Source organism: Chitinophaga sp. 22620, from assembly GCF_052044405.1.
In the GTDB taxonomy this organism is placed as follows: Bacteria; Bacteroidota; Bacteroidia; order Chitinophagales; family Chitinophagaceae; genus Chitinophaga.
Map to the genome: position 1 here is coordinate 482163 of NZ_JBQEMV010000002.1, position 13447 is coordinate 495609.

Sequence of the window (13447 nt, forward strand, 5' to 3'; positions counted from 1 at the left end):
CCTTCAGCCGGCCTGCCTCTTTTCTTTATCACCTGTTTCCCGGCCTGTACATGTTCTTCCCACCGGTGCTTTTCAGCCCCAGCAGGTGGCTCAGCAGCACCAGGGGCACTACCAGTGCGGGCAGCAGTACATAAGGAAAACGGCTGACGGCGGTATTGGGCTGGCCGAAGCCCAGCTGTTGAATGGGGGAAGGAGCGGAAAGGATGGCCATGGTGACGATAATAGCGAGAAAAACGATCCCTGCAATATTCCATATCCTGTAAAAGCGCCGGCCGATGCCCTTGCCGGAGTACCCGCGCCTGGCCAGCAGCGCGATGGCAGACAGCCCGATGATGATATCAAAGTTCCAGCCTTCGAAGGTCATGACCTGCGGCACGTATCCCGCCAGGAAAAGCCGGTACAGCACGATCTCCACCGGCACCCGCAGCGTGTGAACGGCCAGCAGGTAGTTCTGGCTCACTTTGCCTGCATCCAGCCGGCGGTAGAGATAAACAGCATACGCGGCAGCCGGGAGGATCAGGCTCAGCATCATTTTCGGCAATCCCAGCTTTTCATCCCGGAAAAAGCCCGTCAGCGATACGGCGGCCACGAATACGCTCCACAGCGCGAGAACGGCCAGCACGCGGGCATTTCTGCCGGTTCCCAGGTAAAAAAGCAGGATGGCGGCTGCCACGATGGCGATAAAAAACGCGCTGAGCATACAAGAGGATTTAATGATTGAACTGCCGCAGGTGATGATCCGTATGTTTGAAAACATACTGCCCGATCTGCTCCCGGGTCATTTCTCCGAAAAAGGGATGTACGAATGCCTGGACGCTGGCGAGGTGGTAGGCGTTCAGCAGGTTGATCCATTTTTGTTTCTCCGCCTCAAAATCACCGCTGCCGCTGATCCTGAACTCGGGATGGGTAGGCTGGTTCCTTTTCATCGGGCTTTCATCTTTCAGGATGCCGCGAAGCGCCATAGGGCCGAACAGGCGGCCGATGAAAAGGCGTTTGTACGTTTTCATGCCCAGGAACATTTCTTCGCTTTTCGTGCAATGCCGGAGCATCTGGAAAGCGGTCATTTTGCCCCATAAAGCAGTGCTGCCGGGCGGAAGGGATTGTATCCGTTCTTTCAGCAAGGCAAGGGTCGGTTGATCGAATATCGTTTTCATGATCCGGGGATTTACATGGGGAGGTTGTTTCTTACTTCCACGGTGCCGCCCCTGAAGAGGAGCATAAAATCCTGTAGCTTTTCCATTGTGTAAGGTTTAGGGTGATGGAATGATGTAAAGCTACCCGCAATGGAAAAGATTTCTCTTGCCATATGGCAAGAAAGTTATTCGCTGGAAATTTCCTTCCGTATCCTGCTCAGCGAGGTGTCTGTAATGCCCAGGTAGGTGGCGATCTGCTTGAGCGAAACGTTCTGAAAGATCTGCGGTTTCTCCTTCATCAGCCTTTGGTAACGGTCTTTCGCCTGGTCCGCGATCATGGAAATGTTATGGCTTTTTAATTCGAAGTAACTTTGCACCAGCCGCTTGCGGCCCGCTTCCCTGAAGGATTCTATGCTGTGGAAGAGCTGCTGGAAAGTTTCGAAATCCAGCTGCCAGCAGGTGCAGTCCGTTAACGCCTGGATGTTTTCCCGGGTGGGAGTGCGGAGGAAAAAGGAAGTCCAGTCGATCACGATATCGCCCGTGGTGTAAAAATCGATGCTGATATCTTTTCCTTCCGTATCGGTCACAAAAGAGCGGGCATAACCCTGCTGGATGAACCAGTAATGCTGGGCTGTTTTTCCTTCGGCCAGCAGGTAATCGTTCTTTGCAAAGCTCACTTCACGGAATTGCGGGATGATCCGTTCCAGCTCCTGCGGGGTGAACTGGTCTTCTCTGAAGATGTTGGTGAGGAAATGTTTTTCCATTTTCGGCTGCAGGTTAATAGTGGCGAAAATCAAATATAACAGTAAAAGCTTATAGTAATAGGATACCGGTTTCAGTGGTTATTATTGAATATTTTTCATTAAATTGCCTGAAAATCAGAATATTTTCTATATAACACGGAGGTGTTTTGAATTTTGAAATTAGTTCCTACATTTGCACCGGATTACAATTATGAACAACAACGTACATACACATCATCACCATACTTACCCGACCGGTAGGCAGGGGATGCTGTAGTATTACCTTACAGATATTCACCATCAAAGGCTTACCGGACACGGTAGGCCTTTTTTGTTTCCGTAAAAAATGCCCGGATGAGGCCGTGAGGCCCCATCAGGCTTATAAAAAAGACAAACAACTACTGATGAAACTGCGAATTGCCATTCAGAAATCCGGCCGCTTACACGAAGATTCTATCAAACTGCTGAAAGAATGCGGGATAGACATCAACAACGGCGTGAACAAACTCAAGACAGAAGCCACCAACTTCCCCCTGGAAGTGTTCTTCCTCCGCGATGACGATATTCCGCAGTACGTGGAAGACGGCGTGGCAGACCTGGGCATCGTAGGCGAAAACGTAGTGCTGGAAAAGAGCCGGCCGCTCAACACCGTGGAAAAGCTCGGCTTCGGCAAATGCCGTTTAGCCATCGCCGTACCCAAAGCCATGCAGTACAACTCCATCCGCGACCTCCAGGACCAGCGCATCGCCACCAGCTACCCCGTGATCGTGAACGATTTCCTGGGAAAACTGGGTATTCAGGCCGAGATACACGAGATCAGCGGTTCCGTGGAAATAGCCCCCGGTATTGGTTTGGCGGATGCCATCTGCGACCTCGTGAGCAGCGGCTCCACCCTGTTCATGAACGGGCTGAAGGAAGTGGAAACCGTATTGCGCTCAGAAGCCGTGCTGGTATCCAACGACAGGCTGGCGCCCGAACAGCAGCAACTGCTGGCCAAGCTGCAATTCCGCATACAGGCCGTGAAAAAGGCCAAGAACAACAAATACATCTTGCTGAACGCGCCTAACAACAAGCTGCCCGAGATCATCGGACTGCTGCCCGGTATGAAAAGCCCCACCGTACTGCCTTTGGCGGAAGAAGGCTGGAGCTCCGTCCACTCCGTACTGAATGAAAACGATTTCTGGGACATCATCGAAAGCCTGAAGGCCGCCGGTGCGCAAGGCATACTGGTAGTGCCGATCGAGAAAATGGTCGTTTAAAAAAAAGAGCTATGCAAATTATCCGTTACCCGGAGAAAGATACATGGGGCGAACTGCTGAAACGCCCTGTTTTTGACACACGCCAGCTGGAATATACCGTTTCCGCCATTCTCGGCGACGTGAAAGAGAACGGCGATGAGGCCCTGCGCCGCTACACGGAACAGTTCGATAAAGTATCGCTGGACGGTATCCTGGTATCCGCAGAGGAGTTTGAAGCGGCGGACGCTGCGCTGGAAGAATCCCTCAAAAGCGCCATCCGCACCGCTGCCGCCAATATTGAAATGTTCCACCGCGCGCAGGTGGAACCGGTGACGCTGCTGGAAACCATGCCCGGCGTACAATGCTGGCGCAAGCCGGTAGGCATCGAAAAAGTAGGTTTATATATTCCCGGCGGCACCGCCCCGCTGTTCTCCACCATCCTGATGCTGGCCATTCCCGCCAGGCTGGCCGGTTGCAGCGAAATAGTGCTTTGCACGCCCCCGGGGAAAGACGGCGCCGTGCATCCCGCGGTGCTCTGGGCCGCCCGTTATACCGGCATCACGCAGGTGTTCAAGATCGGCGGCGTACAGGCCATCGGCGCCATGGCTTACGGTACGGAAAGCGTGCCGAAAGTGTATAAGATATTCGGGCCGGGCAACCAGTACGTGACCTGCGCCAAGCAGCTGGTAAACAGCGCAGGCGTAGCGATCGACATGCCGGCAGGCCCCTCCGAAGTAGCCGTGTTTGCAGACGATTCCTGCGTGCCCGCCTTCGTAGCGGCAGACCTGCTTTCGCAGGCGGAACACGGGGCGGACAGCCAGGTGCTGCTCGTAACCACTTCCGAAACAGTGATCGCAGCCGTTGAAAAAGAAGTGGCCGCCCAGCTGGCCCTGCTTCCCCGGAAAGAGCTTGCCGCCAAAGCGCTGGACAACAGCAGGCTTGTGCTCGTAAAAGACCGCGACGAAGCCATGGACATGCTCAATGCCTATGCGCCGGAGCACCTCATCATGGCCTGCGAAAACGATGAGATCCTTGCCACCCGCGTGGTGAACGCCGGTTCCGTTTTCCTCGGCAACTATTCCCCTGAAAGCGCGGGCGATTACGCATCCGGCACCAACCACACCCTGCCCACTAACGGCTACGCCACAGCTTACAGCGGCGTGAGCGTGGACAGTTTCGTGAAGAAGATCACCTTCCAGCGCCTCTCCCGCGAAGGGCTGAAGGCCCTGGCGCCGGCCATCGAGGCCATGGCGGCGGCTGAAGGACTGGAAGCGCACAGGAACGCAGTTTCAATCAGAATTAAAAACATGTAGACATATGTTCGACCTGGATAGTATTTTAAGGGACAATATCAAAAGACTGGTGCCTTACTCCTCCGCCCGCGACGAGTTCAAAGGCGAGGCTTCCATATACCTGGACGCAAACGAGAACAGCTTCGGCTCCCCGCTTCCAACGGCCTATCATCGTTACCCGGACCCGCTGCAGTGGAAGGTGAAATACCGCCTGGCGGAGATCAAGGGCGTGCCGCCGCAGAATATCTTTCTCGGCAACGGCAGCGACGAAGCGATAGACATCCTTTACCGCGCCTTCTGCCGCCCGGGTATAGACAACGTGATATTGTGCCCGCCCACTTACGGCATGTACGAAGTGAGCGCCAACATCAACGATGTGACCGTGCGCAAAGCCTCTCTCACACCGGATTTCCAGCTGGACCTGGAGGCGATCGAAAGCGCAATGGATGAAAATACGAAACTCATCTTCATCTGTTCCCCCAACAATCCCACCGCCAATGCCATCAACCGCGAAGACATTGAAATGGTGCTGAACAACTTCGACGGCATTGTAGTGGTAGACGAAGCGTACATCAATTTTTCCCGGCAGAAGTCCCTCATACAGGAACTCACCGAATACCCGAACCTCGTGATCCTGCAAACGCTTTCCAAAGCCTGGGGCCTGGCCGCATTGCGCGTGGGGATGGCCTTTGCCAGCGAAGATATCATCAACGTGTTCAACAAGATCAAGCCGCCTTACAATATCAACCAGGCTTCACAGGAGCTGGCTTTGCAGGCGCTGGACAATATCGACCAGGTGAATGGCTGGATCAAAGAAACCGTGGAAGAGCGCAATAAATTGCAGGCAGGGCTGGAGAAGCTGCCCATCGTGGAGCTGGTGTATCCCAGCGATGCGAACTTCCTGCTGGTGAAAACCGTGGATGCAAAAGGCATTTACAACAAGCTGGTGGCACAGGGCATTATCGTGCGCGACCGTTCCAAAGTGGAGCTCTGTGCCGGCTGCCTCCGCATTACCATCGGTACGCCTGAAGAAAATGTTACATTGCTTAACACTTTACAATCTATACCTGCATGAAACCGAGCGTAATTAATTTATCACTGGGGGATGAGCTGCGAGGTTCCATCCGTCCCGTAAAAAATAACTTGAACGGATGAAACGCGTATTGTTTATAGACCGCGACGGTACCATGATCCGCGAAGTACCGCCCACTTACCAGATCGATTGCCTGGAGAAGGTTGAATTCTATCCCCAGGTATTCACCTACCTCGGGAAGATCGCCAGGGAACTGGACTACGAGCTGGTGCTGGTGAGCAACCAGGACGGTATGGGCACGGATTCCTTCCCTGAGCACACCTTCCACCCGCCGCACAACCATATCATCCGCACATTTGCCAACGAAGGCATTGTGTTTGCCCGCGAGCACATCGATGCGTCGCTGCCGGCAGACAACAAGCCCACGCGCAAACCCGGCATCGGTATGCTGAGCCAGTATTTCACCCCGGAATACGACCTCGCCAATTCTTTCGTGATCGGCGACCGTATTACAGACGTGAAGCTCGCCCAGAACCTGGGCGCAAAGGCCATCTGGCTGAACGAAGGCACCGGCCTGGGCGCCGCCGAAGTAAAAGGCGATGAAACCCTCAAAGAGGTGATCGTGCTGGAAACAACGGACTGGGCGAAGATCTACGAGTTCCTCAAGATCGGGCTGCGTACGGTAAAACATACCCGCACCACCAAGGAAACCGATATCCATATCAAGCTGAACCTGGACGGTACCGGGCAGGCGGACATCCATACCGGCCTGGCCTTTTTTGACCATATGCTGGACCAGATCGCCCGCCACGGCAGCATAGACCTGGCCATCCGCGCCAAAGGCGACCTGCATATCGACGAGCATCACACCATCGAAGACACTGGTATTGCGCTGGGAGAGGCCTTTGCCATGGGGCTTGCGGACAAAAAAGGCATGGAGCGCTACGGCTTCTGCCTGCCCATGGACGACTGCCTGGCCCAGGTGGCCATTGATTTCGGGGGCCGCAACTGGATCGTGTGGGATGCGAAGTTCAGCCGCGAAAAAGTGGGGGATATGCCTACGGAAATGTTCTTCCATTTCTTCAAATCCTTCTCCGACGCGGCTAAATGCAACCTGAATATCAAGGCGGAAGGGGAGAACGAGCACCATAAGATAGAAGCGATCTTCAAGGCGTTCGCCAAGGCCGTTAAAATGGCCGTGAAGCGGAATCCGGACAATATGCAATTACCCAGCACCAAAGGCGTACTGTAACATGAATAAAATAAAATTTGCATTTTCCGATAAAACCCTGCATATTTGCCTCCATAATGCAAATGAACAACACATACAAACTCTGGTGGCACGCAGGCAATTTCTCCGCTGTGTAGCAGTGCCGTGTTTGTATTGAACATACTAAAAAGAAGGCTCGCTGTACACAGCGGGCCTTCTTCGTTTTCAGCCGGTTCCGTACCGGAAAAAAAGAGTTACGAATGGCACCGAAGGTGCCATTCGACAAATGAAAAGTCAAATATGCACGTATGACACCGAAGGTGCCATGCGGCCTTTAAAAAAGACAAAAGAGTTTCGCATGAAACAAATTCAGGTAAAAACAAAGTCAAAGAAGATGCTCGCTGATGTGTTCACACCCGTCAGCATTTACCTCCGCATCCGCGACAAATTCCCCGGCTCCATCCTCCTGGAAAGCACGGATTCAAATGCCAGCGAGAACAGCTGGTCCTTTATCGGGATCAAGCCCATTGCAGGCATTGAAGTGACCTCCACGGACATCTTCGAGTTCAAATACCCGGGCCAGCCCGTTGAGCGCAAGCAGCTCGCCGGCAAAGCCGCCGTGCTCAAAGAGATGGATACCTTCCTGAAAAGTTTCACCTTCGCCGAAAAACCGCCAATCCCCTTCGGAGAAGGCCTTTACGGCTACAGCGCTTACGATTCCGTGCAGTTCTTCGAAAAGATCAGCTTTAAAAAACGCGCGGCCGCAGGCAATACCATCCCGCTGATGCGCTACCGTTTTTACCAGTACGTGATCGCCATCAACCATTTCAAGGACGATATGTACCTGATCGAAAACCAGGTGGACGGACAGGAAAGTGAGTTCGAATTCGTGGAGTCGCTTATCCGCAACAAGGACTTCCCCATGTATTCCTTTGCCGGTAAAGGCGAGGAACAGTCGAACATGACGGACGAAGCCTATATGGAAATGGTGGAAAAAGGCAGGCAGCACTGCTTCCGCGGCGATGTGTTCCAGATCGTGCTCTCCCGTGCCTTTCACAGGCAATTCAGCGGCGACGAGTTCAACGTTTACCGTGCCCTCCGCTCCATCAATCCTTCCCCTTACCTCTTTTATTTCGATTACGGCGATTACAAGCTGATGGGGTCTTCGCCTGAAGCGCAGCTCATCATCAAAGACCGCAAGGCCGTGATACACCCGATAGCGGGCACTTTCAGGCGCACCGGCAACGACGAGCAGGATAAGCTGCTGGCGGACCAGCTGCTGGAAGACCCGAAGGAAAACGCCGAGCACGTAATGCTGGTGGACCTTGCACGCAACGACCTGAGCCGTTACGCTAAAGACGTTGAAGTGGAAACCTACCGCCAGATCAAATATTACTCGCACGTGATCCACCTCGTGAGCGAGGTGACCGGCCGGCTGGAACCCAATAGCAGCCCGTTCGACATACTGGCGGCCACTTTCCCGGCAGGCACTTTGTCCGGCGCGCCCAAGTACAAGGCCATGGAGCTGATAGACAGCTATGAGCCTACCGCGCGTGGGTTCTACGGCGGCTGCGTGGGTTTTGTGGGCTTCAACGGCGATTTCAACCATGCCATCATGATCCGCTCCATCCTCAGCAGGAACAATACGCTGTATTACCAGGCAGGCGCGGGCGTGGTGGCCAAATCCGTGGCCAGCTCCGAATTACAGGAAGTGAACAATAAACTCAATGCATTAAAACAGGCCATTATCCTGGCGCAAAATATCTGACATGAACATCCTGGTATTTGATAATTACGATTCGTTCACCTACAACCTCGTTCACCTCGTGGAGAAGATCATCGGCGGAAAGGTGACCGTGGTAAGGAATGACGAGATCAGGCTGGAAGATGTGGACCAATACGACCGGATCATTCTTTCCCCCGGCCCCGGCATTCCCGAAGAAGCGGGCTTGCTGTTGCCTTTGATCAAACAATATGCGCCCACCAAAAAGATATTTGGCGTGTGTTTGGGCCAGCAGGCCATCGGCGAGGCTTTCGGCGCAAAGCTGACCAACCTTACCGATGTGTACCATGGCGTGGCCACTCCTGTGAACATCATTTCCCGCAGCGGCAGGCTGTTCAGCAACCTGCCCGAAGAGCTGGAAGTAGGCCGTTACCATTCCTGGGTGGTGGATGAGTCCACGCTCCCCGCGGAGCTGGAAGTGACCGCCCGCGACGAACATGGCTACATCATGGCGCTGCAGCACAGGAAATACGACGTCTGTGGCGTGCAGTTTCACCCGGAAAGCGTGCTCACACCGCAGGGCGAGCAGATCCTCCGCAACTGGTTAGGGCTGTAACACAAATAAAATCAGGACAATGAAAAAGATACTCAACTATCTGTTCGAACATAAAACATTCAGCCGCGACAGCGCAAGGGAAATACTGACCAATATTTCCAAAGGCGTATACAACGAAAGCGAGCTGGCCGCCTTCATGACCGTGTTCCTTATGCGGAGCATCACCATCGAGGAGCTGCTGGGCTTCCGCGACGCGCTGCTGGAACTCTGCGTGCCGGTGAAGCTGGAAGATAACGTGCTGGATATTGTAGGCACCGGCGGCGATGGCAAGAACACTTTCAATATCTCCACCCTCAGCTGCTTTCTGGTGGCGGGTGCGGGCGGAAAGGTGGCCAAACATGGCAACTACGGCGTATCTTCCATCAGCGGCGCTTCCAACGTGATGGAAAACCTGGGTTACAAGTTCAAGAACGATGAAAGCAGGTTGAAACAGGAAATGGAGCAGGCCGGCATTTGTTTCCTGCATGCCCCGCTGTTTCACCCGGCGTTGAAAAACGTAGCGCCGGTGCGCCGTCAGCTGGGCGTTCGCACGTTCTTCAACATGCTCGGCCCGCTCGTGAACCCGGCGTTTGCGCAGCACCAGCTGATCGGCGTGTACAGCCTCGAAATGGCGCGCATCTACAATTACCTGTTCCAGCAAACGGATAAACATTACGCCATCGTGCACAGTCTTGACGGTTATGACGAGATCTCCCTCACCGGCGATACCCGCATCATCACCAACAAAGGCGAGCAGGACTGGACGCCCGAAGCCCTCGGTAAAAGGAAGGTGCACGCGGAAGATATTTTCGGCGGCAACACCACCGAAGACGCGGCGAAGATCTTCCTGAAAGTGCTGAAAGGCGAAGGGAGCTGGGCGCAGCATTCCGTGGTAATGGCCAACGCCGCCATGGGATTGTATTGCCTCGAGAAATACCCGACGTACGACGAATGTTTCCAGGCGGCTGTGGAATCGCTGGAATCAGGCGCGGCATATAAAGTATTCCAAAAACTCATTTCCTTACAATAACACCGTATGAAGAACATCCTGGCAGAAATAACCGCGCACAAGGCCGTGGAGGTAGCGGAAAGACAAAAGGTAAGACCCGCGCAGGAACTGGAGAGCACCTCCATGTTCCAACGCACGCCGCTGTCGCTCCGCAGCTTCCTGAAACAACCGGGGCGCAACGGCATTATTGCGGAATTCAAACGCCAAAGTCCTTCCAAAGGCGTGATCAACGACACTGCCAACGTACAGGATGTGACCACCGCCTATGCCCGCCACGGCGCATCGGGCCTGAGCGTGCTCACCGATCAGAACTATTTCGGCGGTTCTATGGACGACCTGCAAATGGCGCGGGCGGTGAACATCATTCCCATTCTGCGGAAAGATTTTGTGATAGGAGAGTACCAGATACTGGAAGCCAAAGCCATTGGTGCGGACGTGATATTGCTGATCGCCGAATGCCTTACACAGGCGGAAGTGAAGCATCTCGCGGAGTTTGCGCATAACCTGGGGCTGGAAGTGCTGCTGGAAGTGCATACTGCGGACCAGCTGGACAAGATCACCCCGCACACGCACCTCGTAGGCATCAACAACCGCGACCTGAAAACGTTCCAGGTAGATATTTACCGTTCCATGGAGCTGCTCAAACAAATACCGGCTGAATACAGCAAGGTGGCCGAAAGCGGCATGGACGACCCCGCCACCATCGTCACCCTCCGCAACGCGGGCTTCGACGGGTTCCTGATCGGCGAACATTTTATGAGGTCGGAAAACCCGGGTGCGGCGTTCGAATCATTCACCCAAAAACTGGCTTCGTTATGAAGATAAAAGTCTGCGGCATTACCCGGAAAGAAGACCTTGACGCGCTGGTGCAGCTGAATGCGGATTACGCCGGGTTCATCTTTTACAACAAATCCCCGCGCTTTGCCGGCAATAAGCTGGACGGGCGCACCGTGCGCGAGATAGGGCAGCAGATCGGGAAAGTGGGCGTGTTCGTAAATGCGGACCCGCAGCAGGTACTTCAGACGGTGAAAGATTACGGGCTGGATATGGTACAGCTGCATGGCGACGAATCTATTGCGGTTTGCCAGCAGCTACGTTTGTCCGTTCCCGTTGTAAAGGCCTTCCCGATGGGAGAGCAACCCAACGGCGCGGATAATGCGGAGCCTTTTATGCCTGTAACGGACTACTTCCTGTTCGATACCGCCAGCAAGGAATACGGCGGCACCGGCAGGCAGTTCAACTGGGAATTGCTCAATGACTACAGCTACGACAAACCATTCTTCCTCAGCGGCGGCATTGGCCCGGACGATACCGGGGCCGTGCTGCAATGGCGGCATAAAAGCCTGTTCGCGCTGGACGTGAACAGCCGGTTCGAAACCGCTCCCGGCGTGAAGGATATGGACAAAGTAGCGGCATTCATCAACACCATAAAAAAATAAAGCATCATGGATATCGCGGTGAATACATCACAATCCAAGTATCATGTCAATAAAAAAGGCTACTACGGCGATTTCGGCGGTGCATACATCCCCGAAATGCTGTATCCCAACGTGGAAGAGCTGCAGCAGCAATACATGCAGATCATTGCCGACCCGTCTTTCCAGCAGGAATTTGAACAGCTGCTGAAAGACTACGTGGGCCGGCCTTCTCCCCTGTATTTCGCCAAACGTTTGTCTGAAAAATACAAGGCGGACATTTACCTCAAACGCGAAGACCTTAATCATACCGGCGCCCATAAGGTAAACAACACCATCGGGCAGATATTGCTGGCCAAACGGCTGGGCAAAAAACGCATCATTGCCGAAACTGGCGCGGGCCAGCACGGCGTGGCCACCGCCACCGTTTGTGCGCTGATGGGCCTGGAATGCGTGGTGTACATGGGCAGTGTAGACATCCAGCGGCAGGCGCCCAATGTGGCCCGCATGCGCATGCTGGGCGCTACCGTGGTGCCCGCCACCAGCGGCAGCAAAACCCTCAAAGACGCTACCAACGAAGCTATCCGCGACTGGATCAACAACCCCGTGGATACGCATTACATCATCGGGTCGGTCGTAGGGCCGCATCCTTATCCTGACATGGTGGCGCGTTTCCAGTCTGTGATCAGCGAGGAGATCAGGCAGCAGCTTACCGAAAAGACCGGCAGGCCCGAGCCTGATTACGTGATCGCCTGCGTAGGCGGCGGCAGCAATGCCGCGGGCGCATTCTTCCATTTTACCGATGCCGGAAATGTGAAGCTGGTGGCTGTTGAAGCAGCAGGCCAGGGCGTGAACAGCGGTTTTTCCGCCGCTACCAGCCAGCTCGGTAAGCCAGGCATCATCCATGCCAGCAAAACCCTGCTGATGCAAACGGACGACGGGCAGATCGTGGAGCCGCATTCTATTTCCGCCGGGCTGGATTATCCCGGTGTAGGCCCCATGCACGCCAATCTCTACGCTACCGGCCGCGCGCTGTTCCTGAACGCTACAGATGATGAGTCGCTGGCGGCAGGATATGAGCTGAGCCTTCTCGAAGGCATCATTCCCGCCCTGGAGTCGGCCCATGCGCTGGCCAAGCTGAAAGACCTGCCGCTGAAGCCCGAAGACGTGGTGGTGGTATGCCTCAGCGGTCGCGGCGATAAAGACCTGGAAACCTATATCAAACATTTAAAGTAAAGAGCATGAACAGGATCGATCAACTCTTCCAGCATAAACCGAAAGACATTCTCAACGTGTATTGCACGGCCGGGTACCCTTCGCTGAACGATACCGTGGCCATCGTGGAAGCGCTGCAGCAGAGCGGGGCAGACATGGTGGAGCTGGGTATGCCCTTTTCCGATCCCCTGGCTGATGGCCCGGTGATACAGGAAAGCAGCACCCGCGCCATTAAGAACGGCATGCGCATCAGCGTATTGTTCGAACAGCTGAAAGGCCTGCGTGACAAGGTTTCCCTGCCGCTCATCCTCATGGGTTACATGAACCCTGTGCTGCAGTTCGGCGTGGAGAATTTCCTGCAAAAATGCGCCGAAACCGGCGTGGACGGCCTCATTCTGCCAGACCTGCCAATGGACGAATACGAATCTGAATACAAGCCGCTGTTCGAAAAATACGGCCTGCACAATATTTTCCTCGTAACGCCCGAAACCAGCGAGGCGCGCATCCGGAAAATAGACAGTGTGAGCAGCGGTTTCGTGTACGCGGTATCCTCCTCTTCCACCACGGGAAAGGACAAGGATATGGCTCACCAGGAAGCGTATTTCCAGCGGCTGAAAGCCATGAACCTGCGTAACCCGGTCCTGATCGGGTTCGGCATCAGGGACAGCAAGACCTTCCGCGAAGCCTGCCGCCACAGCAACGGCGCAATTATCGGCAGCGCATTTGTGAAAGCCATCGAAAACAGTGCTAACTTGCAGGCTACCGTGAAAGAATTTGTGGCAGGCATCAAAATATGAACAGATGAAACGGAGTTCCATCTGACCGCTAAAAAAGACAAATA

Annotated in this window: 15 protein-coding genes; 11 read left to right on the top strand and 4 right to left on the bottom strand. The window is 54.3% G+C overall.

Features of this window, described 5'->3' with window-relative positions; genetic code table 11:
- Positions 1-28: 28 nt before the first annotated feature.
- The 4 genes from ACTJIK_RS11705 to ACTJIK_RS11720 are packed head-to-tail and all read right to left on the bottom strand — an operon-like array spanning position 29 to position 1897.
- The gene (locus ACTJIK_RS11705) at positions 29-700 is read right to left on the bottom strand and encodes a hypothetical protein (RefSeq protein WP_440646535.1); all 672 of its coding nucleotides are present in this window, start codon (positions 698-700) and stop codon (positions 29-31) included.
- A 10-nt stretch (positions 701-710) separates the two neighbouring features.
- Positions 711-1154 (bottom strand): DUF1569 domain-containing protein, encoded by a 444-nt coding sequence (locus ACTJIK_RS11710; RefSeq protein ID WP_440646536.1) that lies wholly within the window; start codon positions 1152-1154, stop codon positions 711-713.
- 11 nt (positions 1155-1165) lie between these two features.
- Complete coding sequence (locus ACTJIK_RS11715) at positions 1166-1306, bottom strand: hypothetical protein (RefSeq protein ID WP_440646537.1); 141 nt, start codon at positions 1304-1306, stop codon at positions 1166-1168.
- 12 nt (positions 1307-1318) lie between these two features.
- Entirely contained in the window at positions 1319-1897 is a 579-nt protein-coding gene (locus tag ACTJIK_RS11720; protein ID WP_440646538.1) for a Crp/Fnr family transcriptional regulator, read from the bottom strand.
- Positions 1898-2280: 383 nt separating this feature from the next.
- On the opposite strand from ACTJIK_RS11720, the gene hisG reads away from it, so the two are divergent.
- From hisG to trpA, 11 genes are all read left to right on the top strand, one after another.
- Complete coding sequence (gene hisG / locus ACTJIK_RS11725; RefSeq protein WP_440646539.1) at positions 2281-3135, top strand: ATP phosphoribosyltransferase; 855 nt, start codon at positions 2281-2283, stop codon at positions 3133-3135.
- Between the two features lie 11 nt (positions 3136-3146).
- The gene (hisD, locus tag ACTJIK_RS11730) at positions 3147-4427 is read left to right on the top strand and encodes a histidinol dehydrogenase (protein WP_440646540.1); all 1281 of its coding nucleotides are present in this window, start codon (positions 3147-3149) and stop codon (positions 4425-4427) included.
- Between the two features lie 4 nt (positions 4428-4431).
- Positions 4432-5481, top strand: a complete 1050-nt coding sequence (gene hisC, locus ACTJIK_RS11735) for a histidinol-phosphate transaminase (protein ID WP_440646541.1) — start codon at positions 4432-4434, stop codon at positions 5479-5481.
- Between the two features lie 76 nt (positions 5482-5557).
- The gene (gene hisB, locus ACTJIK_RS11740; protein WP_440646542.1) at positions 5558-6691 is read left to right on the top strand and encodes a bifunctional histidinol-phosphatase/imidazoleglycerol-phosphate dehydratase HisB; all 1134 of its coding nucleotides are present in this window, start codon (positions 5558-5560) and stop codon (positions 6689-6691) included.
- Between the two features lie 316 nt (positions 6692-7007).
- Complete coding sequence (locus tag ACTJIK_RS11745; protein WP_440646543.1) at positions 7008-8417, top strand: anthranilate synthase component I family protein; 1410 nt, start codon at positions 7008-7010, stop codon at positions 8415-8417.
- 1 nt (position 8418) lies between these two features.
- Positions 8419-8988: an anthranilate synthase component II gene (locus ACTJIK_RS11750; RefSeq protein ID WP_440646544.1), complete on the top strand. Its 570-nt coding sequence runs from the start codon at positions 8419-8421 to the stop codon at positions 8986-8988.
- A gap of 19 nt (positions 8989-9007) precedes the next feature.
- Positions 9008-9997, top strand: a complete 990-nt coding sequence (trpD, locus tag ACTJIK_RS11755) for an anthranilate phosphoribosyltransferase (protein WP_440646545.1) — start codon at positions 9008-9010, stop codon at positions 9995-9997.
- Positions 9998-10003: 6 nt separating this feature from the next.
- A complete protein-coding gene (gene trpC, locus ACTJIK_RS11760) occupies positions 10004-10795 on the top strand; it encodes an indole-3-glycerol phosphate synthase TrpC (RefSeq protein ID WP_440646546.1) in 792 nt (263 codons plus the stop codon).
- On the top strand, positions 10792-11415 hold the full coding sequence (locus ACTJIK_RS11765) for a phosphoribosylanthranilate isomerase (protein WP_440646547.1): 624 nt from the start codon (positions 10792-10794) through the stop codon (positions 11413-11415). The genes trpC and ACTJIK_RS11765 overlap by 4 nt, the downstream gene beginning before the upstream one ends.
- A gap of 6 nt (positions 11416-11421) precedes the next feature.
- Complete coding sequence (gene trpB / locus ACTJIK_RS11770) at positions 11422-12627, top strand: tryptophan synthase subunit beta (RefSeq protein ID WP_440646548.1); 1206 nt, start codon at positions 11422-11424, stop codon at positions 12625-12627.
- A gap of 5 nt (positions 12628-12632) precedes the next feature.
- Complete coding sequence (trpA, locus tag ACTJIK_RS11775; protein ID WP_440646549.1) at positions 12633-13403, top strand: tryptophan synthase subunit alpha; 771 nt, start codon at positions 12633-12635, stop codon at positions 13401-13403.
- Positions 13404-13447 lie beyond the last annotated feature (44 nt).